Genomic DNA, 24,302 nt, shown 5'->3' with positions numbered 1-24,302 from the left:
GACTGGCGCGAAAAGCGAGCAGGACAGCGGCGACGGCCCTTGCTCACTCCTCACTTATCCCCACTCACTTCTCGCCTTTTACTACCTGCTGGCGACTGGGGCGAAAAGCGAGCAGGACAGCGGCGACGGCCCTTACTCACTCCTCACTTCTCCCCACTCACTTCTCGCCTTTACTTGCCCTGCGCCGGCGCTGCCGCCTTCGGCGCCGCCGCCACACGGCCTCCCAGCGACTTCGACAGGAACGCCAGCAACCGCGTGTAGTACTCGCGCTGGTGTTCTTCGCGGTAGAAACCGTGGCCCTCGGTCTTGTAGTACAGCGTCTCGACCGGCGCGCCGGCCTGGCGCAAGGCCTTCTCCATCTTTTCGCTGTGCACGATCGGCGCACGCTCGTCTTCGCCGCCGGCGGCGAGGAACACCGGCACCTTGATGCGGTCGGCCAGACGCGTCGGCGACACCTTGTCGAGCGCTTCCGGCGAGCCCAGCCAGCTGCGCAGATAGGCCTCGCCGGAACCGCGGCGCTGGATGTCGCCGGTGGTGTGCATCATCGGCAGGTCGTACACGCCGACATAACCGGCGGCGCAGCGATACAACGCCGGCTCCTTCGCCACGCCCATCAGCGAGGCGTAGGCGCCGTAGCTCGCGCCGTACAGGCAGATACGCGAAGGGTCGGCGATGCCCTGCTCGATCGCCCAACGCGTCGCGTCGGTGACGTCGTCCTGCATCTTGCCGCCCCACTCGCGCTTGCCGGCTTCGAGGAAGGCGCGGCCATAGCCGCCGGAGCCGCGATAGTTCAACTGCAGCACCGCATAGCCGGCATCGGCGAGCAACTGCGAGTCGTCGTCGAAACGCCAGGCATCCTGGATGCCGAACGGACCGCCGTGCGGCATGACCACTAGCGGCAGGGACTTGCCGCTGCTGTCCTTCGGCGTGGTCAGCAGGCCCGACAAGGGCAGGCCGTCGCGCGCGCGCAGGTTGACCGCGCGCACCGGCGCACGCGTGGCCGGGTCGAACCAGGAACGGCGGCTCAGTACGTGCGCGGCATGCTTGTTGGCCTTGTCGAACAAGAACAGATCGCCGGGGCTGCGATCGTTCCAGACCTGGACCAGGGCCAGCTGGCCGTCGGCGCTCTGCGAGGTGATGCGCACCGCATCGCCGGGGAACGCCGCCTCCAGGCTGCGGTACTGGCGCGCCTCCGGCGAGGCGTTGTCGAAGAACACCGTGCGCGGCTTGCCGTCGGCGAAGAACACGCCGACCGGGATGCGGGTGTTGTTGCGATAGATGATGCGGTCCGGATCGGCGGTCTTGTCGCGCAGGACCTCCTTGCGGGTGCGGGTGGCGAGGTCGTAGGCGACGATCGCGTCCGGCCCCTGCGTCTGTTCGCTCTGGAAATACGCGACGCTGTCGTCGGCGGAGAAGCCGATCGGGTGATCCATGACCTCGTCCTGCGTATCCGAGCCCAGCAAAGCCCACTCGGCTTTTTCATCCGCACGGTAGAACAGCTTGCGTCGCAGATCGGTGCCGAAGCCGAGCGCGAAACGGACCACGCCGGCGTTGTCGGTCATGTAACGGGCATTGCGCACCGGCGCGATCGCGAGCCGGTTGCGCTGGCCGGTGATCGTGTCCAGGCGCTCGGCACGGGTATAGGCGTCGGCGCTGAACTGCTGCACCGAGATCACCACGCCCTTGTCGTCGGCCGGCAGATCGTCGACCAGAAAGCCGGCGACGTCCTCGACCTTCTTCGGCTGGATGCGCGTGCCGGCGCCGCGGCTCTGCACGCGGTAGCCGATCAGCACGTCGGCGCCGGTGCCGTTGGCGTTGATCGCGAACAGTTCGCCGGTGGGGATCGGCGCGTCGCGCGAGCCCAGCTTCTGGGCCATGCCGATCAACACACGGGTCGGGCTGACCCACCAGAAATCGTCGACGTGATTGTTCTTGCCCACCCGGAATACGCCGGTGCGTTTCATGTCGGCGCGACTGAAGATCACCAACGCGGTCTCGTCCTCCATCGGCACCGAGGCGGCGTAGAACTCGCCGGTCGGCGACAGTTTGACGTCGGTGAAGGTATCCGGTTTGACGAAGGCTTCTACATCGACGCCTTGAACGGCCGCTCCTCGAGCGGCGGCGCCTGCGCTCACCGCGTTTTCCGCGGCGCCGACATCCACGATCGGCGCAGCCAGCAGCCCCGCCAGCAACAGCGCGCTTCCCCAATGCTTCATTGCGATCCCCTGTAGTCCATGAATGGTTCCGCCGAGAACGGTTCCCTCGAGAACGGTTCCCTCGAAAGCCGGCGGCATCCGCCGCCGGTCGGCGCGGACTGCCGTCATGGAGGAACGCTCGCAAGCCGCGCACTCCCTACGTCTTCGCAGGCCGGGCTTCAGCCGGCCTGCCGGTCCGCCCTCGCCCATCCCCGCGGCGAAACGTCGGCCCGTCGCGTCCGCGACGCAGCGATCATAGAAGGCCGACGGCGCTCACACAATTGGGCCGCGGCAGTGTGCCGCGTGGCCCACGGAAGCGTGGCGATGCCGCGGACGCGCGGGTTCAGGCGGCGTCGAGCGTGGTCTTGAGAGCGTCGCGCCACTGCGGAATCGACAGACCGTACTCGGCTTGCAGACGGCTGGTGTCGAGCACCGAATAGTTCGGCCGCCGCGCGGGCGTCGGGTAGTCGGCGGTGGTGATCGGCAGCACCTGCGGGCGGCGCTCGATCAGGCCTCGGGCCTGGGCTTCGGCGAATATAGCTTCGGCGAAACCGTGCCAGCTGGTCTGCCCGCCGGCCACGATATGGCGCACGCCGGATTCGACGATGCCCTGGCCCAGCACCGTCGCCGCGGCATCGGCGAGCAACCAGGCCGGCGTCGGCGAGCCGTGCTGGTCGGCGACCACCCGCAATTCGTCGCGCTCGGCACCGAGGCGCAGCATGGTGCGCAGGAAGTTATGGCCGTGAGTGGCATAGACCCAGGCCGTACGCAGGATCAGATGAGAGGCCCCGCTGGCGCGGATCGCCTCTTCGCCGGCCAGCTTGCTCTCGCCGTAGACGCTCAGCGGGCCGGTCGGATCGCTTTCGAGATACGGACGCGTGCCGTTGCCGTCGAAGACATAGTCGGTGGAGTAATGGACCAGGCCGATGCCGTCGGCCGAGCAGAGCTCGGCCAGCCGCGCCGGCGCCTGAGCATTGACCGCGAACGCGAGCTCGCGCTCGCTTTCGGCGCGGTCCACCGCGGTATAGGCGGTGGCGTTGACGACATGGTCGGGACGCACGCGGCGCAGCAGGGGTTCGATCGCATCGGCCTGGGCCAGATCGAGGGTCTCGCAGACGCTGCCGTCGACCGCGAGCCGGCCGCTGCGGGTCGTAACGACCACTTCGCCGAGAGCGGCAAGGCTGCGGCGCAGTTCATGGCCGACCTGGCCGTCGCCACCGAGCAACAGCACCCTCATGGCGTGTAGACCGGCAGGCGGTCTTCGGCAACGTCCTTGAGCAAGGGCGCAACGGCGTCCTTGGCCGACAAGGACGGATCACCGACCGGCCAATCGATCGCCAGGTCCGGGTCGTCCCAACGCACGCCGGCATCGGCCTTCGCATCGTAGGTGTTGGTGCACAGGTAACTGAACACTGCGCGTTCGCTGAGCACGGCGAAGCCGTGCGCGAAGCCTTCCGGGATCCAGAAATGGCGCTTGTTCTCGGCGCTCAACACGACCGCGGTCCAACGCCCGAAGTGCGGCGAACCGCGGCGTATGTCCACCGCCACGTCCCACACCTCGCCCTCGATCACCGAGACGTACTTGCCTTGCGGGTTGGGCCATTGGTAATGCAGGCCGCGCAGCACGCCGCGCGCGGACGAGGAAACATTGCCCTGGACGAAGCGCGGGTTCAGACCGGCCGCCGCGAGCTTGTCCTGGTTGAACGATTCGTAGAAAAACCCGCGGGCATCGCCGAACACCTGCGGTTCGATGACGACGCAGCCGGGCAGATCGGTTTCGATAATCTTCAAGAGCGGTTCCTTTACGGCACGAAGCCACGCTCGGCCAAGCCGAGCAGATATTGACCATAGCCGTTCTTAGCCAGGGGACGAGCGAGCTCGGCCAGTTGATCGGCGTCGATCCAGCCATTGTTCCAGGCGATTTCCTCAGGGCAGCAGATGCGCAGCCCCTGGCGGGCTTCGATGGTTTCGATGAAATTGGAGGCTTCGAGCAGCGACTGGTGCGTACCCGTGTCGAGCCAGGCATAGCCCCGGCCCAGTTGCTCCAGGTGCAACGACCCCTCTTCGAGGTAAAGCCGGTTGAGATCGGTGATCTCCAGTTCGCCGCGCGCCGAAGGCTTCAGGCTCGCGGCGAAATCGCTGGCTCGGCCGTCGTAGAAATACAGCCCCGTCACCGCATAGTGCGAGCGAGGCTTGAGCGGCTTTTCTTCCAGGCCGACCACCCTGCCGTCGCCATCGAACTCGGCGACGCCATAACGTTCCGGGTCGCTGACCCAGTAACCGAACACGGTCGCGCCCTCCTGGCGCTGGTCGGCGCGCTTGAGGATCGAGGTCAGGCCGGGGCCGTGGAAGATGTTGTCCCCGAGCACCAAGCAGCTCGGCTGACCGGCGACGAACTCGCGACCGATCAGATAGGCCTGCGCCAGTCCGTCCGGACTCGGCTGCTGCGCGTACTCGATACGCATGCCCCAGCGCGAACCGTCGCCGAGCAGGGTCTTGAACAGAGCCTGCTCGTGCGGCGTATTGATGATCAGCACTTCGCGAATCCCCGCCAGCATCAGCACGCTGAGCGGGTAGTAGATCATCGGCTTGTCGTAGACCGGCAGCAGCTGCTTGCTGATGCCCTGGGTGATCGGATACAGCCGCGTGCCGGAGCCGCCGGCGAGGATGATGCCCTTACGGTTCATGCGTGGTTCCTCTTGAGCGGCCGCTTCAAGCCTGGCCGATGCGTTCCAGTCGATAGCTGCCGTCGAGCACGCGCTGCACCCAGGCCTGGTTGTCGAGATACCAGTCGACCGTACGGGCGATCCCCTCTTCGAAAGTGACCGTGGGCGCCCAGCCGAGCTCGCCCTTGAGCTTGTCGGCGTCGATCGCGTAACGGCGATCGTGGCCCGGGCGGTCGGCGACATAGGCGATCAACGATTCGCGGGCACGGCCGTCGGCGAGCGGACGACGCTCGTCGAGCAGCGCGCAGATGGTCTTGACCACGACGATGTTCGCGCGCTCGGCATCGCCGCCGACGTTGTAGGTCTCGCCGATGCGGCCGGCTTCGAGCACGCGCGAAATCGCGGCGCAATGATCGCCGACGAACAGCCAGTCGCGGACGTTGAGGCCGTCGCCATAGACCGGCAACGGTTCGCCGGCCAGCGCCTTGGCGATGATCAGCGGGATGAGTTTCTCGGGGAACTGGAATTGCCCGTAGTTGTTCGAGCAATTCGTGGTCAGCACCGGCAGACCGTAGGTGTGGTGGAACGCCCGCACCAGATGATCGGAAGCGGCCTTGGAGGCCGAGTACGGCGAGTTCGGCGCATACGGCGTGGTTTCGGTGAACTTGCCGGTGTCGCCGAGGCTGCCGTAGACCTCGTCGGTCGACACGTGCAGGAAGCGGAACGCGTCGCGGGCCGGCGCATCGAGTTGCTTCCAGTAGTCGCGCACCTGCTCGAGCAGGCTCAGCGTACCGACGACATTGGTCTGCACGAACGCCGCCGGACCTTCGATCGAGCGGTCGACATGGCTTTCGGCGGCGAAATTGACCACCGCCTGCGGCCGGTGTTCGGCCAGCAGACGCTTGAGCAGGGCAGCATCGCCGATGTCGCCCTGGACGAACACATGATTCGGGTTGCCGTCCAGGCTGCCCAGGGTGTCGAGATTGCCCGCATAGGTGAGGGCGTCGAGATTGACGACCTTGATCCCTTTGCGGACCGCATCGAGAACGAAGTTACCGCCAATGAATCCGGCGCCGCCGGTCACAAGCCAAGTAGGCACTCAGGACACTCCTTTATTGATCGACTGAGATCGAACCGGCCACGCGGAGCGCTTGTGGCCTGCAACACCGGAACGGCGCCTTGGGCGCGGCGTTCGCCAGCTTGCGCGGCAGGTTTCGACAAGTGCGGGATTGTAATGCCTATCGGGGCCCGGCCAGCAATTGAAGCAACCGGCGCTTAAGACGCCTTACAGCTTCCTAATCGCGGCCTTGCGCACGCTGCGATCGTGACGCTTGGCAGTCACCGACGACCACAAAACCATGACGCGCGGCAGTAAACGGCCCAAGCCTGCGTACGTCCCCCCTCCCTTGCCTCGCCAGGCTCGCGACCTCCGAGCGAGCCCCATGGGCAGCCCTGTTAATTTTGTTTTTTTCTTACATAGATTTTTTTATCCTCGATCTAATATGCAATAAGCACACTTGAATTATTTAGTTTCTTATGAAATCAACTGCCGCAACAAGCACACATGATCGAATTTAAATTCTTATAAAACATATACTTAATTATACAATCTGGTCAAATACCGACCTAATTACTATTGCACAATCCGCCAATGTCATCCAAAACATATATCAAAATATTCTAATAAATACTCAGGAAATTTAGCTACATTCCATCTCAACGACACGAATGTTCGCTACACGCAATCGCATCGCTGCATCGACATCAGCGATGGCCGATTCGAGATCAGGGAGATCGCCGGGCGGACAAGGTTGCATCACGAGGGGTATGGGGATGCTGGCTTTCCTGGATCACGCCGAACTGGACCACACCGAAACTCCGCGACAGCTGCGCTCTGCGCAGCCGCCCGCCTGCGTCCCAAGCGCAACTCGCTCGGACAGGGCCTGCGCCTTGCGGTTCGCAACGCCCTCACCCGTCCCCCTCGCGTCCCGTACCGCAGCGATTTACGTCCGGCACGGCTACGGCCTCCCCAGTCGGGCCTCGACGAAGCCCCTCTCCTGTTTTCGCGGGCTCGATTGGCATCGTCCCTCTCTCCCGATGCCAATCGACAGCCCGCGCTTCGACACCCGGCCCGCTCGTTACCACGCTACCGGCGCTGCCACGAGCGCATCGAGTCAGGATCGAGCGATGCGCATCTACGCGGCGAGCTCCCTGCCGCGGCAAGACGCGCAGCTACCGCACAACGAAGGGCGGATCCCTCCGGCGCCGCGTCGACTGCCCCCGACGCCCCGCGAAACCGAATCGACCGGCGCGCGAAAACGCTAGCCGCTCGACGACCGCCCTCCCCCACGGCGGTCTGCGCCGCAGTTCTTGCTCGGCGCTCCTCGGTGCCGCGCGCACCACCCCGGCCATCCGGGCACGAGAGCAAGCATTCGACGAGTCGCGCAACCAGCGCACGTCGCGAGTCTTCAACCAGGTGAAAGGGGCAGCCATGACCTATCGCGCGACCTGAGTTTCACGACCGCTTATCCACCGCACTTCGCGCGGCGCGCGGCCAGTGCGCTCCACAGCCGCCCGGAACCGCCGCGACGGATTCCATACGAATAAGAGAGAAACCCGATGCCAGCCAGAACTCCCAGCACGCGACTGATGCGCTCCGTACTCAGTCTTGCCCTCAGCGCCAGCCTGTTCTCCGGTGCCGTCATGGCCCAGAGCGCGATCGGCTCGATTTTCGGCCATGCCGCGCCCGAAGCCGTCATCAGCATCGAGAACGTCGGCACCGGCGCGAAACGCACCGTCAAGGCCGGCGGCGACGGGCGCTTCACCTTCAGCCAGCTGCCGCCGGGCGACTACCGCGTCAGCACCGGCAGCGACAAGCGCGACGTGCACGTACCGGTCGGCACCGGCGTGAATGTCAGCTTCGTCGCCAAATCGACGGCTGCCCCGGGCCAGGCGACCGATCTCGACGGGGTCGTAGTCAACGGTTCCAGGATCAACCCGATCGACGTCTCGTCGGTCGAGTCGACCACGGTGATCAGCGCCAAGGAACTGCTGAAGCTGCCGGTAGCGCGCGAACTCAGTTCGGTCGCGCTGTTGGCGCCGAGCGTGGTCAAGGGCGATGCCGGTTACGGCAACCTGGTCTCGGTCGGCGGCTCCTCGGTGGCCGAGAACGGCTACTACATCAATGGTTTCGACATCACCAACATGCGCGACATGTTGTCGTACTTCGACATGCCCTTCGAGGCGGTCAGCGAAATCCAGGTCAAGACCGGCGGCTACGGCGCCGAGTTCGGCCGCTCGCTCGGCGGCGTGCTCAGCGTCGTCACCAAGCGCGGCACCAACGATTGGAAGGGCGGTGCCAGCGTATACTGGGAACCGCGCTGGCTGCGCGAGCGCAATCCCAATCTGCGTCAGCGCGATCCGCACCTCGCCGCCGTCGGCAACGGCGACCAGGAAACGATGCCCTGGTTCAGCTACTCCAATCCGGCCAACGAAACAGAGAGCACCAAGTACAACGTCTACCAAAGCGGTCCGATCATCCGCGACAAGCTGTTCTTCTTCGCCCTGTTGCAGGGGCGCTACGACATCGACGAAAGCTATGGCTACAGAGATGCCGCCCACACGCGCAATACCAGCCCCCAAGGCGTGGTCAAGCTCGACTGGAACATCAACGATGACCACAGCCTAGAACTGACCGGAGTCTTCGCGCCCCGCGACGTCAGCAGACGCGATTATCGCGGCATCGATGCCGACGAAGACGGCTATCCCGATCGCCCCTTCGGCAGCGGACGCGATCTGGAGTTCTTCCAGAAGAAGGAAACCGGCGGCGGCGGGCGCATGGGCCTGCTCAAGTACACCGGCCGCTTCGGCGACGACTTCATCCTCTCGGCACAGGCAGGCCGACTCGATTCCATCCGCGACTTCGACAAGCAACTTCCGCGCGGCATCGAGTGCCCAGGCGCCTACGATTCGCGCGGGTTGAATCAAGGCAGCGTCAAGTACATAGGTTGCTGGAACCCTCAGTACCTGACCTACGTCGACGGCACGGTCAAGCAGAAAGACATCCGCGATGGCTATCGGATCGACGGCGAGTGGCATACCGACGACCATACTGTCCGCTTTGGCGTCGACTACGAGAAGAACTCGTCCAATACGCTCGTCGGCCAATACAGCGGCAACAACACCTACTACCGCTACCTCACCGCCGATGCCGGCGGACGAGTACTGGGCGTTTCCGGGTTCACTCCGGGCGGCGAGTACGTACGCTTGCGCAGCATGGAGACCGGCGCGGGCGGATTCAGCGCCACCAATACCGCGGTCTACCTGGAGGACAACTGGCAGGTCACCAAGAACCTGTTGCTGTACGGCGGCCTGCGGCGCGAAACCTTCGACAACAAAAACATGCGCGGCGCGACCTTCATCAAGGTCGACAACCAATGGTCGCCGCGCCTGGGCTTCTCCTGGGACATAAACGGCGACTCGAGCTTCAAGGTGTACGGCACGGCCGGGCGCTATTTCATTCCGATCCCGAACATGCTCGCGATCACCCTGTCCAACTACACCGACTTCGTCGCCTCCTACCACACCTACCAAGGTATCGATCCGGCCACCGGCGCGGCCGTCGGCCTGTCGGCTCCGCTGACGGTCAATACCAACGGGACCGTCGGCAGCCAGTTCCATACCTATAACGGCCCCCGCCCGCCCGATCCACGCACGATCACCGACACCGAACTCGAGCCGATGAGCCAGGACGAGTTCATCCTCGGTGCCCAATGGACGCTGGCTAACGACTGGACCGTAGGCGTGCGCGGCATCCGTCGCGCAGTCAACAACGGCTTCGACAACTACTGCACCTACACCCCGTATGTGGCCTGGGCCGAAGAGAACGGCTCGAGCCTGACGCGCGCCGATTTCATGCGCACCCAGTCGAGCTGCATCTTCATCAACCCGAACAAAGACGCCACCATCGGCATGCATCTGGACGGCGACATCAATGGCCCGCTGACCAACGTCACCCTGCCCGCGCGCTATTTCAATCTGCCCAGCTACAAGCGCAAGTACAACGCGATCGAGCTGATGCTGGAAAAAAGCACCCCGACGTGGTCCATCCAGGGCTCTTACACCTGGGCGCACAGCTACGGCAACGTCGAAGGCTATGCCAACTCCACCGAAGTCGACGGCGCCGTCGCCCACAGCATCGACTTCAACAACCGGAGCCTGCAGGAAGGCTCCTATGGCGATCTGGCCAACGATCGCCGGCATACCTTGAAGGTGTTCGGCAGCTATAACCTCAACGAGGAATGGCGCTTGGGCGGCAACCTGACGGTGCAGTCGGGCTTGCCGCGCAGTTGCCGCGGCCGCCTGCCCACCTTCGACCAGGACGTGCACAACGGCGAAGTGCCCTCTTACTACTCGGCCGAAGACATCATCGCCTCGCACGACGGCGGCTGGGTAACCCCGAGCACCAATTGGTGCCACGATCGGCCGTTTCAGGACAGTTGGACCGATACCTCGGGCAACGTCCACCAGTACACCAACTACGGCGTGCGTCTGAGCCAGCGCGGCGAGATGGGACGCACTCCATGGTGGTGGAACTTCGATTTCCAGGTCGCCTACATCCCGAACTGGGCGGACAAGAAGCTGACCCTGCAATTGGACGTCTACAACCTGTTCAACCGCCACAAGGCGCTGAAGCAGAACGAGGCTTTCGATCGCAGGATCAGCGTCGAAGACGATCCGAACATCCCCAGTCCCGATCCTGCATTGAACTCGGGCGACTACTTCGAGCTGTGGGGGCCGAACCCGAACTGGGGCCAGACCACCAACTTCCAGACCCCGCGCTACGTGCAGTTGTCGGCGCGTTACGAATGGTGACCTGAGGCAGCCCTTGCGGGCCACCGGCATCGCCGGTGGCCCGCGATCGCGCATACGGCCGAACACCATGTTTCCGCCCGACCTATCCGGACGGGCGCCAGAACCACAGCAACGGAGAATGATGCGATGAGAAAGCTATCCATCGGCCTGTTGGCAATGCTGTTCTGTATCAACGCCAATGCGACCGACCTCAGCCCGAATACGATCGGCGGCGGCGACATTCCCGGCAACTACGCCGCGATCGACTTCTACATGAAGAATCGCGACTGGGCGCCGACGCTGACCCTGTCCAACGACGCAGCCGATCAATCGACCGTCGCCATCCACACCACCGCCTCGATGAAGAGCAACTTGATCACAGGCAATACCGATTACCCCTTGAGTTCGTTGACCTTGAATACCGGCGACGAAGTGTCCTTCGTCTACCAAGCCTCCAAACAACAGTGGAGCATGAACGCTCCCAGCCTCAGCCCGAACAGCAACGGCGGCAGCGGCGCCATTCCCGCCTATACCAGCGGCAAGCTGCTCCGCTTCGATCTCGCCAACGGCAATTGGGCGCAGGCGGTCACGTTGCCGGCGAGCGCCCCCGATTGCAGCGTCATCGCGATCGCTTCCACTGCCACCTGGACTTCGCGGATCAATGCCCAGAACGTGATGTTCGCGGGCACCTTCAATATTCGCACCGGCGACCAGTACGTCTTCGTCTATCGCGCCAGCCTGCAACGTTGGGTCAGCGTCAAGACTCCGGAGCTCGCCTTGAACGCCGCCGCCGTCGGAGCGCAAATGGCCGCTCCGGTGGTTCCGTACACCAAGGTCAACTTCAGCAACGGCAATTGGGTTCCGGAAATCAGCCTGCCGGCCACGGCAGGCGATCGCGACCGCATCAGTCTGAGCTCCGACGCGACTTGGACGGCGAACATTTCGAATCAGAATCTGGAGGCTGCCGGCTCGCTGAAGCTGTATACCGGCGCGCGCTACGACTTCATCTTCATCAAGGAGAAGAACCGCTGGGTGCTGCAGTCGAGTCCGGAAACCGCCTACACCGCCAATAGCCTCGGCGGCTCACAGTTGCCGGACATGAAGTCGCCATCGGCCCGCTACACCGCTGCAGACGGCAACTGGACCGCGTCGCTGCGCCTGCCGGTCAATGCCTCGCCCGGCGACCGCTTGGTGGTCAAGAGCGATGCCAGCTGGGACTTCAGCGTCAGCGGCGAGAACACCGCCTTCGGCACCGTGCCGGTGCGCAAGGGCGAAACCTTGCGCTTCGTGCGCAACGCGGCCGGCGCGTGGGCGCTCGACACCCGCATCATCACCATGCTGTTGATCTACAGCGAGGAAGCCGCCGCCCAGCTCGGCGAGGTCGCGGCGCAGATGCGCCTGCACGAAGGCCTGCGGCTGACCAACGAGGCGCTGGAGAACTCGAAGGTCAATTTCTACATCAAGACAGTCGGCCTGCTCAAGCGTCAGTTTCAGGCCGAGACCCTGGGCGACATCCTCAATGTCGTGCTCAAAGACTCCGTAGTGGCGTCGATGCGCACCCAATCGGCGGCCGACGCGGTCTACTACGAAGGTACCGAAGACGGCTGCGGCCTGGCCGGGGTAAACGCCTCGAAGGAACACATGCTCGGTTCGGGATCCCTGAACTGCGGGATCACCGTGATGCGCCATGAGTTCGGCCACAACATGGGCCTCAACCACGGCGACGATTCGACCGGAGGCTCGGCGCCTTACGCCAAAGGCTACAGCCTGATCGGGGACATCATGGGCGGTAACGGCATCGCGTACTACTCGAACCCAAATCTGTACACCTCCGACTACAACGTCGCGATGGGGCTGCCGATGGGCATCGCCGATGTCACCGATTCGGCCCGCGCCTTGAACGAACGCTCGCTGGAAGTCTCGCAGTACTACTGATCGTCGGCTCGATCCGCCTGGCAGCTCGCCGCCTGGCGGATCGAGGATCAACTTGGCGGGGAAACGTCCGCATGCCCATCGGATGCGATCACTTGCAGAGCAAAGGTCAGGTCGCATACCCGATACGCCAGAAACTCGCACGAAGCAGTCGTCGAAGGAACGGGACGCATGTATGGCAGGAAGGCCGGATGCACCAGAACCAGGAACACGCGCAGCATGGCGAAACGCCAACCGGCACCCTGGAATCCCCGCAGTGGAGAACGATGAAATGAAGAGATTGTGTATCGGCTTGTTCGCGATGCTGTTCGCCATCAACGCCGCCGCCACCGACCTCAGCCCCAGCGCCGTCGGCGGCGGGGATATCCCGGGCGACTACCCGTCCATCGACTTCTATATCTCGAAGAACGATTGGGCCTCCACGCTGACGCTGTCGAACAGCGCCGCCGATCAATCCACCGTCACCATTCATTCGAGCACCACCAAGACCAGCAACCTGATTGCGAGCAACACCGACTTCCCGCTGACGTCGATGACGATCTACAAGGACGATCACGTCACCTTCGTCTATCAGGCGGCCAAACAACGCTGGGTGGTAACGGCGCCGAGCTATACGCCCAACTCCAACGGTGGCAGCGGCAGCATCCCCTCACCCGCAGTCGGCAAGTACACCCGCTTCGATATCGCCGACGGCGACTGGGCGCAGACCGTCACCCTGCCCGCCAGCGCACCGGACAACAGCGTGCTTGCGGTAAACTCCACCGCCACCTGGGGCAGCAAGATCAGCTCGCAGAACCTGCAGTTCGCGAGCACGTTCAACCTGCGCGGAGGCGACCAGTACGTATTCGTCTATCAGACCAAGTTCCAGCGCTGGTTCAGCGTCAAGACGCCGGTCACGACCTTGAACGCCGGTAGCATCGGCGCGCAGATGGCCGCTCCAGTAGTACCGAACACCCAGGTCAAGTTCGCCAACGGCAACTGGTCGCCGAGCCTCATCCTGCCGGCGACCGCAGGCGATCGCGACCGCATCGGCGTCACCTCCGACGCCACCTGGTCGGCGACCATCAGCAACCAGAATCTGGGTACGACCGGCACCTTGAAGCTGTTTCCGGGTGCGCGCTACGACTTCATCTTCATCAAGGAAAAGAATCACTGGACGCTGCAGTCGAGCCCGGATGTCGTACATACGCCCAATAGTCTGGGCAGCGACCAATTGCCGGACATGCGTACTCCGACGGTGCGTTTCAATGCGCTCAACGGCAACTGGTCGCAGAAGCTGTTGCTGCCGGTCAACGCGCAACCCGGCGACGAAGTGATCGTCAAAAGCGACGCCACGTTCGGCTTCGATGTCACCGGGCAAAGCACCACCTTCGGCTCGCTGCCGGTCAGCACCGGCGACATCGTGCGATTCGTCCGCGACAGCGCCGGGCGCTGGACGCAGGACACCCGCATCATCACGATGCTGATGGCCTACACCGACCGGGCCGTGGCCCGGGTCGGCGAGTCGGGAGAAAAGATGCGGCTGATCGAAGGCCTGCGACTGACCAACGAGGCGCTGGAGAACTCTAAGGTCAACTTCTATGTCAAGTCGGTCGGCTTCCTGAAGCATCAGCTCGCGGAAACCAGCTTGTCGGACGCCCTCAACGCGGCACAAACGGACCAGACGGTTCTGACCACCCGCCAACAACTTTCCGCGGACGCCTTCTACTACGAGGACTACTACAACGCCACCGCGGCATCGTGCGGCCTCGGCGTAGTCACGGCGACGCGCCGCGAGGTTATGGTCGGCATTGGCGCGTTGGAATGCGGGACTACCGTGATGCGCCACGAGCTGGCCCACAACATGGGCATCGCTCATGCCAACGAGAACAACGGCGCCACGGCCTATGCCAAGGGCTACCACATGATCAAGGAAATCATGAACGACAACGTGATTCCGTATTACTCGAATCCGCGTATCTACACGCCCGACCACGCTATCGCGATGGGCATCGAGAACGAAATCGATGCGGTGCGCGCGATGAATGAGCGTTCCAAGTTCGTTTCGGAATTCTACTGACTATTGCGTTCATCGCCTGCCCGGCCGGCCATCGGGGCCGGCCGGGCAGGTCCGTCAGTCAATCGCGAGGACAGTCATGCACGTTCAACGAAACCAGGCTCTGATCATGGGGCTCGTCCTGACCGGCGCGGCGACGGTCGGCCTGTTGCTGCACTTCCGAGCGGACCCGTCGACCGCGAGCGGCAGCCCGCAGGACTCGAGTTATGCCCCGCCCGGCAACACTGGGTCCGAGCAAGGCGGCGCGTCCGCCTCGCACCGCGATGGCGATATCGAACGCCTCGTGTCCAGGCGCAGCACCTTCTCCCTGGACCGGACGAAACTGCAGGCCGCACTCGGTAAGAAGGCCATCCTGCAATTGGCCGACCCCGACAAGGTGATCGCAGGCAGTTTGCGCCCCTCAGCCAAGCAGATTTCCGATGGCCGCCAATTCATCGCCTACGATCCCTACGTCGTCGAGTCCAAGGGCGTCGGCGACGATATCGAGGTCTATCTGCCGAACATCGGCCTGACCGCACACGGCGTCATCGACAACGTCGAAGTCAATGGCGACATCATCCGTTGGTCCGGACGCTTCGAAGACTTCAACTCGACCCAGAGCAGTTTCTCGATCAGCCAGACCATGATCGACCAGTACGTACTCGGCGTGTTCGAGACGCCGATGGGCACGTTCAACCTCGAAGCCAAGAACGGCCTGGGCTGGATCGTGGACCAAGGCACGGACTTCTATCTGCCGGCCGATGGCAAGGACTATGTCGAGCCCGAAGGCAAGCACTAAGCAAGCATTAAGTCCGCCTCACCGCACAGCACGTCCCAAGACAAAGGCAGGAAGCACGCTTCCTGGCTTTTCTCAGTGATCCTATGCGATGCGGGCAAACCGCGCCGACCGCCCCACAGCTAGTCCAGGTAGGCCGGAAAAACCGGCAGCGCGTTGAAATCGTCCATCGAATGCTGGATCACTACGCGGGCCCGTTGGTTTTTCACGATGCGCTCGATGCGGTCCATCGACGCCAGCGTCTCGCTACGGCTCACGTTGAACACCGGCATGCGCTTCCCGGCGCGGTTCTCGTGCGAGTGGTACAGATCGCCGGTCAACAGGACCTGGCCCGAACGCGGCAGCCGAAGCAGCAGCACCTGGTGCCCAGGCGTGTGGCCCGGCGCCTTCAGCAAACGCACGCTGCCGTCGCCGAACACGTCGTGATCGCCGTCGATAAGCATCGTGGCCGCCCGTGCCTGGGTTTCGATCAGCTTGAGGTTGGTGCGCGGCGGCGCCGGAACGGACTGGATCCACTCCAGCTCTTTTCGGTTCACGATCCAGGTCGCCTGCTTCAATGCATTCGCATTGCCGAGATGGTCGCCATGGCCGTGCGAGAAAGCGAAATAGTCGATGTCGTCGAAGCTCAGCTCCAACTGCGCGAGCTGAGCCGCAACCGGGGTATCGACTATGGCGCGGTAAAGCGGAAGCTGAGTCCCGCCCAGGGGTTCGGCGTAACGATCGCCCAGGCCCGCGTCCCACAGCAAGTCGCCCTTCGGGTGGCGAATCAGGAAGCACGGCGTCATCAGGGTACCGGGATGGCCGTCGTACTCCCCGGTATCGGCGAACGGCGCGAGATCCGCGAACTGCGCGCGGCCGCAATCCATGGCGTAAAGCTTGATGGCCGGCTCGGCCGCCGAGGCCTGCGAGAACACAGCGGACAATACGATCGGCAACACAAAGCGCTTCAACAACGAGGTCATGACGTTGATCCGAATGAGGCGACAGGTGGGGGCGATGCGATGCAACCGGCGCTTACGCGTCAGGCGCTTCGGCGTCGTTTGGCCGGACGCCGCTCGATCAGCATCCGTGCGATTTCTTTGGCGGACGAGGATGCCGCCGCCGAGCCGGTACGCAGCGCGGTCACGATCGCGCCGTCGATCAGCATCATCAGTTGGCTCGCCAGATCGCCGGCCGGGCGTATCTGCGCGTCCACGAGCAGGCGTTCGAGATAGGCGGTGACCTGTTGCTTGTGGTCGTGGGCGACCGCATGACCGGCGTGGTCGCGATCGGCCAGTTCGACGATCGAGTTGATGAAGATGCAGCCGCGGAAACCGCTGCTGTTCAAGCGCTCGGTTAGCGCGTCGAACACCGCCAAAGGGCGCGCGCCGGGGTCGTCGGACAGCCGATCGACCGCATCGGCCAACCATTGCCGCCAGGCCGCACCGAGTTGGCTCAGGACTTCGGCGACCAGATCGTTCTTGGAAGGGAAATGCTTGTAGAAGCTGGCCTTGGCGACGCCGGACTGATCGATGATCGTGTCGATCCCCACCGCACGGATGCCGTGCGCGTAGAACAGCTGCGAGGCGACCGCGAGGATGCGCTCGCGCGGAGGGGGCGGTACCGGCTCGGCGGTTTTCATGGCCGGAAATATACAGACAGGTCTGTCTATGTCAAGCGGAGGAAGCCACGCCCCTGGCCACGCCCTTCCGGGAGGGCCAGGGCAACGACCCGGGTCCTGCGTCCGCACGTGATGACGCCGAACTGTCGGCGACCCGATGCTCAATCCTCGAAACCAAGCCTGCGAAGTTCCCTTCGGCGATAGAAGGGCCGGCGGCGCCACTGCGATGCTTCGTAGCCATCGCAGCGTCGGGCTGTATCGGCGGCTGCGACCTCAAAGAGCGACAGACACCGCGTCTTCGCCAAGCTCATGCACCATGATGGAAAACGCGCCACTGAGCTCCGGCGACTTGCTCGTGGCCTGCAGATCGTACTGAGCAGGCAGTCGCGAAGGGCAAGCCTCGAATTTCTCGATGTATTCGAAAGAGCCTAGGGCGGCAAGAACTTCCAGCTCAGTCGCCGACAAACTGCGCGCGACGAGTTCCGATCCGTCCGCCGCATAGGCGGCTACCACCACCGAATCCAGATCTGCAGACTCGGGAAGCGGCTGAGTGTTGCTGATGCACACTCGGAACGCTCTTTTGCAGATCAAGCCGTCTTCCCACTCGTTGACGGGGAGGTCGTAGCAAGACTCGTCGGGCTCGGTGGGCTCCGCTGCCTCCCTCCTGATCCCCCGGTGCCTGAAACTCAGCCCCGCGTACCTTTCGAACTGTTCGACCGAACGATGTCGTCCAAGACCGTACCTGCCGAAGTCGACGGCCTCGTGATCTTCGGAAATACCCAGCAGCGACAAAGATCGCTCCAGCGCCAGAATTGCCCGGTCGGTTGCGCTTCCTTCTATCTCGCCACTCGATTTCCGCTCGTCGGTGTGGTCGTCCCACACCTTCCTGGCCCCCGAGTTGTACTGATGCCACAGCAGGGGGCGATGCGGGTGAAAGAAATCGTAGCCGTGGGTAAACGCCCTGACCGCCATGACGATTTCCTCGGTCGAGAAGAAATGCTCGGCATCGTTCATGACCTCCTCGACGAACCGGCCGTCCGAGAAGACGAAACCGCCGCTCATGAAGCGCGCCCTCATCGGTTCCGTACGTTCCTCCCAACCGGGCATCCTGGCCGCGCGATAGCTCACGATACCCAAGGTGGAGAACTTCCGGACCAGCATTTGCCCGACATGATTCTGCCGGCCCTCCGGGAAAACGGCCGGGTCGAAGGACGGGGGATAGCCGGTCAATAGCGGCTTCTCGTACCGGCCCCGCAAAGACTCGAGCATGTCGATCATGGCCGCATCCCAGTGCTCGACGAAGCGGTGATGCGCATCTATCTGCAGGTTGTAGCGCTCGCCGTCGTAATGCCCCTGGCTCGCGTTGCGCGCCCATCCGCAGCCTTTGGTGTCGAGGAAGTGGACATCGATCACTTCGACGATCGCTCCGTCCTTGTCCAACAGGTGGACGAGGTGCCCGTTACTGCGGGTGCTGCCCGAGTGGCGGAAGCCGGAATCGATGAAGTCGTCCAGGGATTCGTCGCTGTCGTGCTGCCAGCAAACCACGATGCGGAGCCCGCCGGGATCCGACGCGTTCTCCACGAGATCCGTCAATGTCGGGATGAGCTGCCTGTCGCGGTAGCTCGGCACTTGCACGAAGATCTTTCTCTGGATTTCCATATTCTGGTTTCTACAGGTTCGAATCAGGAACCCACCGTCGGCCAAGCGATCGCCATGCGACCACGCTCGCTAACGGCAGTCGTTTACGACGACGCGGTAATGCTTACAGGGCCATGACGCGAGGGGCGTCCGGCCGCAGCGCTGCCGCTCCCTCAAGTGCGCGGGCCGATACCGGGCGAGGCGTTCTTGCATCGATGCGACGTTCCCACGCGAGTGCGCTGCCGATGATCACATCGATATCGTCGTAACGCGGAACCCAGCCGAGCACACGACGGATTCTTGTTGCATCCGCGATCAGCAGCGGCACATCCCCTGGCCGTCGCGGCGCGTCGACGACCGGAATCGGGCCGCCATTGGCCCGTTCGACGGCGCGCAATACCTCGCGAACCGAATAGCCGCGCCCGTAACCGCAGTTCAACACGACCGATTCGCCGCCGCCCCTGAGGTAGGTCAAGGCGTCGAGATGCGCGCGGGCGAGATCGTCGACGTGGATATAGTCCCTGACGCCGGTGCCGTCGGGGGTCGCGAAATCGGTGCCGTAGATGGCAAGGTGCTTGCGCTTGCCGGTGGCGACTTCACAAGCGACCTTGGTCAGCAAGGTCGCGTTGCGGGTGCTTGGGCCTATGCGCCCACGCAGATCGCTTCCGGCGACATTGAAATAGCGCAGCACCGCAAAGCGCAGCCCACTGGCGGCCGCCTGATCGCGCAGCATCCATTCGCCCATCAGCTTGGATGCGCCATAGGGATTGAGCGGAGCGGCCGGCATCTGTTCGTCGGCGATGCCCGAGGCGGGCATGCCGTACACCGCCGCGGACGAGGAGAATACGAAATTGGCTACGCCGGCCTGTGCGCAGCACGACAGCAGGCTGCGGGTCGCACAGGCATTGTCGGCGTAGTAGCGCAACGGGTCTGCGACCGATTCCGACACGACGGTGCGGGCGGCCAGGTGCAGGACGGTATCGACCTGGCGCTCGCGCAACAGGCGCAGGACGCCGCGGCTGTCGGCGACATCGCCGACCACCAGTTCGGCGCCGATGACGGCATCGGCGAAGCCTGTGCTCAGGTCGTCCAGGACGACGACCCGTTCGCCTCTTTCCACCAACTGAAGTACTACGTGACTTCCAACATAGCCGGCGCCGCCGGTCACAAGTATGGAGCTCTTCATGAGCGAGAAGGAATTCCCTATTGACGCCAGTACCGACGGGACACGAAGCGTTCGCGCCTATCATCTGTGGGAAGCGGACGCAGTTCAACCAAATTTTTCTTTCGTTTTATGCCTATCGCGACAAATTAAATTTCGTTTTCTACCGCCTAAGCAGAAACACATATTTGGATTGACGCTCCAAATCGCCCCTTGCTAGTGTTCCGCGGCTGGCAAGAAGCCAGCCCATCAAACCAGTATCAAGGAGCGCACAGTGAAGTCGAAGATGATCGTCGGTCCTATGTTAGTAGGCGGATTTATTGCCGCGGCCGCGACGGCCGCAATCGCGGGGGATTCGGTAATCCTCAATGGACGCAAGTACACCTGCACGAACACCTGCAGCGTGACCACGACCTCCACTGGCTATCGCGTCACCGATTGTTGCGGTGGTCGGGTATCGATGACCATCGAACCCACCCTGCCGCCGGAGTGAGCCATAACTTCACTGGGGTGTTCGACACCCTGACGTGAAGCATCCCGCCGGGCTCCCTTGGGAGTCCGGCACTCATCCAGAGGTCGACCGTGAAACTTCATCCGGCATTCGTCGTGTTTGCGGCAACGTTGCTCGTCGGTTGTTCCGACAAGGCAAGCCAGTCCCCAACGCCCTCCTCCCAAGTCCCGGCAGCGCAGGTCGCGCCCGACTCGAAAGATCCCACCAAGGCCAACAGCGCTCCGGCCTTGGCCGATGGCACCAGCGGCACGAGCGACACCGCTGCCGCAAGCGCACCGCCATCCGCTCCTCCGCCGTCGCCCTACCTCCCTGCCGAAAGCAAGCTGTTGGCCGATGGCGGGCTGGCTACCGAAAGAGCCGCCACGCTCCTGCAGTCCGACAAACAATTTCAACAAGCGGCCCGCCTGTTCGATCAAGGCGCCGCGAACAATCCCGAGGCTCACGACCTGGCGGCTCACTACAAGGCCGCCATTTCGCGAGGCCTCGGCGACAAGGCAGTGCTGCGGGATTTCTCCTGCGGCCTGAGCCTGTGCATCGGCTCGATGCGCACGAAATCCGCCGACGACTACACCGCCTGGTCCGAACGCTTCGCCAAAGACACCGGCGCACCGACCTATAGCTTCATGGAAACCACCAAGAAATTGAGCGAGGGCGAGTACGAGAGCCGGTTCGTGTTCTCGACCGACCCTGGCGCAAATTCCATGAGCGTCCCCGGCAAACCCCGCTAAGCCCCGAAACAATGCCGCCCTGAAGCAGCAGCCCGACGGGAGCTGTTTCAGGGCGACAAGGCTATCGGGATCGGGTGTACCACGAAGATCGCGCCGGCAATGCCGGCGCGATCTGTTTCGTCAGAACTTATAGCCGACCGTGACGCTGTAGCTGCGGCCGAGGATGGTGGCGTAGTCGCTGGAGTCGCCGAGGAAGCTGTTCGGGTCGTAGAACGGCTGACGGTCGAACAGATTCTTGACGGTGAAACCGACGTTGAGCTTCTCGGTCGGACGCCAGGCCAGGCTCAGGTTAGCCGTCCACCAGGACGGCACGCCGTCGCACTGCGCTTCCGGCACCGGCAGGAACCCGGCGGTACAGGTTTCCGGGTTGTTGTCCTCGGCATCGACGCGGTCCCAGGCCCACTTGGTGTGGCCGACGTAGTTGACGAAGAAGCTGGTGGTGAACTGGCGGTAGTTCCAATCGGCGTTGATGGTGGCGCGCAAACGCGGATTGCTGTGATAGCCCACGGTGTTGCCGTAGTACCAGCCGTTTTCGTCGTCGAGGTAGGCCTCCTTGCGGCGCGCGATGGTGGCGGCCACGCCGACGTTCAGGCTGCCCCACTCGCCCAGCGAGAAGCGGCTGCGGGCATCGATATCGAAGCCATCGACCAGGGTGCGGCCGCGGTTCTTGTACTGGCCGACGACGCTGGCCACGTTGCCGGCGCTATAGCCCGGCAAGGTGCCCGGACAGCTCACGCCACTGGCCGGGTCGGCGCACATCGCCGCCAACGCCGCCTGCGCGGCGCGGTCGGAATCGGTGATCGGCGAACGGGCCATCGACACGATGTCCTGTTCCTTGCTGAAGTCCGGTGCGGCGATTTCGTTGCGGCGATAGATGAACCAGTAATCGGCCGACACCGACAGCCAATCGAGCGGCTCGAACACGAAGCCCAAGGTGGCGATCTTGGCCTTCTCCGGCTCCAGGTCCTGGTTGGGCTGGGTCATGCGCGCCACGGTGCGGCTGCAGTCGGCATTGAGCAGCGAGTTGCCCAGGTCCACATCGCCGCCGCGGCGCGACTGGCGCAACAGGTTGGCGATCGCGTTGGTCTCAGCGCAGCGCAGCTCGTCGCGGAAACCGCCGAGCTGGGCGAACACGCCGCCGGTACCGGCCTCGGCCAGGCTAGGAGCGCGGAAGCCTTCCGAGTAAGTACCGCGCAACAACAACTGCGGCAGCACCTGATACTTCAAGCCGATCTTCGGCGCCAGGTTGGCGCTGAAATTCGGGTACTTGTCCACGCGCAGCGCAGCGTCGAGCTCCAACTTCTCGGTCAACGGCGCTACGGTCTCGGCGAACAAGGCATAGGTGTTGCGCTTGCCGTCGAACCACGAACCGCCCTGCTGGGTGATCAGGCCGTTGGCCGCGTCTGCGTTGCCCGGGGTGTAGAAGGTCTCGCGGCTGATGTTGAAGCCGAACGCCGCGCGCATTTCGCCGGCCGGCAGGTTGAACAGCGGGCCTTCGATCTTGCCGTCCAGGGTATGCAGGCGAGTCCAGGACTGAATGTCGAAGGTCGGATAGGCCTCGCGCAGCAAGGCCGCGTTGGCTTCGCTGATCTCGCCGAACTTGTACGCCGGATGATCGGAGATGATCACGCGGCCGGTGCCCGGGTCGACGGTGAACGGGCCGAAGGCTTTACGGAAGCCGTCCAGGTTGACGTTGATGGTCTGGTAGGTAACCGAGTGCGTACCGGCGGTGGCGAACGCGGTTTCCCAGTTCCAGTCGCCGATCGCGCCGCGCAGGCCGAACAGCCCGCGGTAGCTCTTGTCGGTGTTGCGCTGGCCGAAGTAGTTGTCGCCGACATCCTGCAACAGATACTGCAGGCCCACGACCCCGCCGTTGATCGCCTTGAGCTGGGGGCTGGCGTGGTTGTATTCGTTGTTCGGCCCCAGGAAGGGATAGCGGAACTGGTTGACCGTATTGCCGGTATTGCGCGAGAACCAACTGGTCGGGTTGCCGGTGGTGGTGCCGAACGAACGCGGCGTGCCGCCGTTGGCGCGCAGGTCGATGTCGGTGTAGGTCAGCTCGGCGAAGGCTTCGGTGCTTTCGCCGACCAGGAAATGAGCGTTGACGTAACCGGTCATGCGCTCGGTTTCGGCGCCCGCGTCGATCTCGTTGTTCATCCAGGTCTGCCAGATGCAACGCGGGCCGGCGGCTTCGCCGGTCAGCACGTTGTTGCAGCCCGGTGCGGGTTCCTGCACGCGCGCGCCGGTCCTGGGGTTGATGGCGAAGTAACTGCCGGGATTGAACACACCCGGCTTGCTGCCGGTGCCCAGGCGCAGGTTCTTCAGATAGTTCGGGTTGTTGACGTAGTACTGATCGGGGCGCTTGTCGTAGAAGTCGCTCAACGGAATCGCATCGCGGCGATACAGGTTGACCGAGGCGTAGACGTTGTAGCGATCCTTGTCGAGGTCGCCGAAGCCGGCGGTGATGCTGGCCTGGTGCTCACCGTAGGAATCGATGCGCGAGGATTTGTCGGTGGTCACGCTGACTTCCGCGCCCTGGTAGTTGCGCTTGGTGATCACGTTGATCACGCCGGCCACTGCGTCGGTGCCGTACACGGCCGAGGCGCCGTCGGTCAGCACCTCCATGCGCTCGATCGCCGCGGCGGGAATCGCATCGATGTTGACGAACTGGGTCTGGAAGCCGGCCGGCGCGCCGTAGTACGACAGGCGGCGACCGTTCAACAGCACCAAGGTGCCCTGCGCGCCGAGGCCGCGCAGGTTGGCCTGCGAAGCGCCATCCGAACCGGTGAACAAGGAGCGCGAATCCTGCTGCGCCGGACGCGCCGCCGGCAGGTTGTCGAGCACCTGCAGCAAGGTGCGCGCGCCCATGTTCTCGATGTCCTGCTTGCTGATGACCTGCACCGGCGAGGCGGTTTCCACGTCCAGGCGACGGATATTGGAGCCGGTCACTTCGATGCGGGACAGCTCGGTGGTCTTGTCGGCGCTGTCGGTGCCGTTCGTGCTGCTCTGGCCATCCTGTGCGGCAGCGAAGGAAGCGTGGCCCAGCAGCGCGGCGGCGAGGGCCAACGACAGCGGGGTGGCGGTGATGCGGGATGGGCGATTGGCGCGTTGACGGCGCGGGCGGCGGCTTGCGGGCAACATCGGAACTCTCCTGGCGGATCTGCGGCGCGGATGGCGGACGAAAGG

At 63.6% G+C, this 24,302-nt stretch carries 16 protein-coding genes; 6 read left to right on the top strand and 10 right to left on the bottom strand.

Annotated elements, in window-relative coordinates; all coding sequences use genetic code 11:
• Positions 1 to 170: 170 nt before the first annotated feature.
• From EX88_RS0110225 to rfbB, 5 genes are all read right to left on the bottom strand, one after another.
• A complete protein-coding gene (locus tag EX88_RS0110225; protein ID WP_081930839.1) occupies positions 171 to 2,216 on the bottom strand; it encodes an alpha/beta hydrolase family protein in 2,046 nt (681 codons plus the stop codon).
• Positions 2,217 to 2,538: 322 nt separating this feature from the next.
• The gene (gene rfbD, locus EX88_RS0110220) at positions 2,539 to 3,432 is read right to left on the bottom strand and encodes a dTDP-4-dehydrorhamnose reductase (protein ID WP_031371897.1); all 894 of its coding nucleotides are present in this window, start codon (positions 3,430 to 3,432) and stop codon (positions 2,539 to 2,541) included.
• Entirely contained in the window at positions 3,429 to 3,986 is a 558-nt protein-coding gene (gene rfbC / locus EX88_RS0110215; protein ID WP_031371896.1) for a dTDP-4-dehydrorhamnose 3,5-epimerase, read from the bottom strand. Before rfbC ends, rfbD begins: the two co-directional genes overlap by 4 nt.
• Positions 3,987 to 3,997: 11 nt before the next feature.
• Entirely contained in the window at positions 3,998 to 4,882 is an 885-nt protein-coding gene (rfbA, locus tag EX88_RS0110210; RefSeq protein ID WP_031371895.1) for a glucose-1-phosphate thymidylyltransferase RfbA, read from the bottom strand.
• 25 nt (positions 4,883 to 4,907) lie between these two features.
• The gene (gene rfbB / locus EX88_RS0110205; RefSeq protein WP_031371894.1) at positions 4,908 to 5,960 is read right to left on the bottom strand and encodes a dTDP-glucose 4,6-dehydratase; all 1,053 of its coding nucleotides are present in this window, start codon (positions 5,958 to 5,960) and stop codon (positions 4,908 to 4,910) included.
• A gap of 1,550 nt (positions 5,961 to 7,510) precedes the next feature.
• Here rfbB and EX88_RS0110200 point away from each other — a divergent pair.
• From EX88_RS0110200 to cpaB, 4 genes are all read left to right on the top strand, one after another.
• On the top strand, positions 7,511 to 10,735 hold the full coding sequence (locus tag EX88_RS0110200; protein WP_161786106.1) for a TonB-dependent receptor: 3,225 nt from the start codon (positions 7,511 to 7,513) through the stop codon (positions 10,733 to 10,735).
• Between the two features lie 126 nt (positions 10,736 to 10,861).
• Positions 10,862 to 12,649, top strand: a complete 1,788-nt coding sequence (cpaA, locus tag EX88_RS0110190) for a metalloendopeptidase CpaA (RefSeq protein ID WP_081930837.1) — start codon at positions 10,862 to 10,864, stop codon at positions 12,647 to 12,649.
• A gap of 268 nt (positions 12,650 to 12,917) precedes the next feature.
• Complete coding sequence (cpaA, locus tag EX88_RS0110185) at positions 12,918 to 14,705, top strand: metalloendopeptidase CpaA (RefSeq protein ID WP_161786105.1); 1,788 nt, start codon at positions 12,918 to 12,920, stop codon at positions 14,703 to 14,705.
• 76 nt (positions 14,706 to 14,781) lie between these two features.
• Complete coding sequence (gene cpaB, locus EX88_RS0110180; protein WP_161786104.1) at positions 14,782 to 15,480, top strand: metalloprotease secretion chaperone CpaB; 699 nt, start codon at positions 14,782 to 14,784, stop codon at positions 15,478 to 15,480.
• A gap of 119 nt (positions 15,481 to 15,599) precedes the next feature.
• Here cpaB and EX88_RS0110175 read toward each other — a convergent pair whose 3' ends face one another.
• From EX88_RS0110175 to galE, 4 genes are all read right to left on the bottom strand, one after another.
• Positions 15,600 to 16,439: an N-acyl homoserine lactonase family protein gene (locus EX88_RS0110175; RefSeq protein WP_051884892.1), complete on the bottom strand. Its 840-nt coding sequence runs from the start codon at positions 16,437 to 16,439 to the stop codon at positions 15,600 to 15,602.
• A gap of 59 nt (positions 16,440 to 16,498) precedes the next feature.
• On the bottom strand, positions 16,499 to 17,098 hold the full coding sequence (locus EX88_RS0110170) for a TetR/AcrR family transcriptional regulator (RefSeq protein ID WP_031371888.1): 600 nt from the start codon (positions 17,096 to 17,098) through the stop codon (positions 16,499 to 16,501).
• A gap of 252 nt (positions 17,099 to 17,350) precedes the next feature.
• Positions 17,351 to 18,736: a GlcNAc-transferase family protein gene (locus EX88_RS0110165; protein ID WP_031371887.1), complete on the bottom strand. Its 1,386-nt coding sequence runs from the start codon at positions 18,734 to 18,736 to the stop codon at positions 17,351 to 17,353.
• A gap of 103 nt (positions 18,737 to 18,839) precedes the next feature.
• Positions 18,840 to 19,883, bottom strand: coding sequence for a UDP-glucose 4-epimerase GalE (gene galE / locus EX88_RS0110160; protein WP_235186235.1), 1,044 nt, complete (start codon positions 19,881 to 19,883; stop codon positions 18,840 to 18,842).
• Between the two features lie 268 nt (positions 19,884 to 20,151).
• Here galE and EX88_RS25900 point away from each other — a divergent pair, with 268 nt between their 5' ends.
• Both EX88_RS25900 and EX88_RS0110150 read left to right on the top strand, forming a co-directional pair.
• Positions 20,152 to 20,370, top strand: a complete 219-nt coding sequence (locus EX88_RS25900; RefSeq protein WP_144436320.1) for a hypothetical protein — start codon at positions 20,152 to 20,154, stop codon at positions 20,368 to 20,370.
• Between the two features lie 89 nt (positions 20,371 to 20,459).
• Complete coding sequence (locus EX88_RS0110150) at positions 20,460 to 21,116, top strand: hypothetical protein (protein WP_152566208.1); 657 nt, start codon at positions 20,460 to 20,462, stop codon at positions 21,114 to 21,116.
• A 120-nt stretch (positions 21,117 to 21,236) separates the two neighbouring features.
• Here EX88_RS0110150 and EX88_RS0110145 read toward each other — a convergent pair whose 3' ends face one another.
• Positions 21,237 to 24,188, bottom strand: a complete 2,952-nt coding sequence (locus EX88_RS0110145) for a TonB-dependent receptor domain-containing protein (protein ID WP_235186236.1) — start codon at positions 24,186 to 24,188, stop codon at positions 21,237 to 21,239.
• Between the last annotated feature and the right edge of the window lie 114 nt (positions 24,189 to 24,302).

The sequence above is a fragment of the Lysobacter antibioticus genome (assembly GCF_000731095.1).
Taxonomy (GTDB): Bacteria; Pseudomonadota; Gammaproteobacteria; order Xanthomonadales; family Xanthomonadaceae; genus Lysobacter; species Lysobacter antibioticus_B.
Note: the sequence above shows the minus strand (reverse complement) of the source record. Positions and strands in the feature narration are given on the sequence as shown.

Coding starts and splice junctions, on each gene's coding strand:
- EX88_RS0110225 (WP_081930839.1), bottom strand. CDS start 2,216: ATGAAGCATTGGGGAAGCGCGCTGTTGCTGGCGGGGCTGCTGGCTGCG.
- rfbD (WP_031371897.1), bottom strand. CDS start 3,432: ATGAGGGTGCTGTTGCTCGGTGGCGACGGCCAGGTCGGCCATGAACTG.
- rfbA (WP_031371895.1), bottom strand. CDS start 4,882: ATGAACCGTAAGGGCATCATCCTCGCCGGCGGCTCCGGCACGCGGCTG.
- EX88_RS0110200 (WP_161786106.1), top strand. CDS start 7,511: ATGCGCTCCGTACTCAGTCTTGCCCTCAGCGCCAGCCTGTTCTCCGGT.
- cpaA (WP_081930837.1), top strand. CDS start 10,862: ATGAGAAAGCTATCCATCGGCCTGTTGGCAATGCTGTTCTGTATCAAC.
- cpaA (WP_161786105.1), top strand. CDS start 12,918: ATGAAGAGATTGTGTATCGGCTTGTTCGCGATGCTGTTCGCCATCAAC.
- cpaB (WP_161786104.1), top strand. CDS start 14,782: ATGCACGTTCAACGAAACCAGGCTCTGATCATGGGGCTCGTCCTGACC.
- EX88_RS0110175 (WP_051884892.1), bottom strand. CDS start 16,439: ATGACCTCGTTGTTGAAGCGCTTTGTGTTGCCGATCGTATTGTCCGCT.
- EX88_RS0110170 (WP_031371888.1), bottom strand. CDS start 17,098: ATGAAAACCGCCGAGCCGGTACCGCCCCCTCCGCGCGAGCGCATCCTC.
- EX88_RS0110165 (WP_031371887.1), bottom strand. CDS start 18,736: ATGGAAATCCAGAGAAAGATCTTCGTGCAAGTGCCGAGCTACCGCGAC.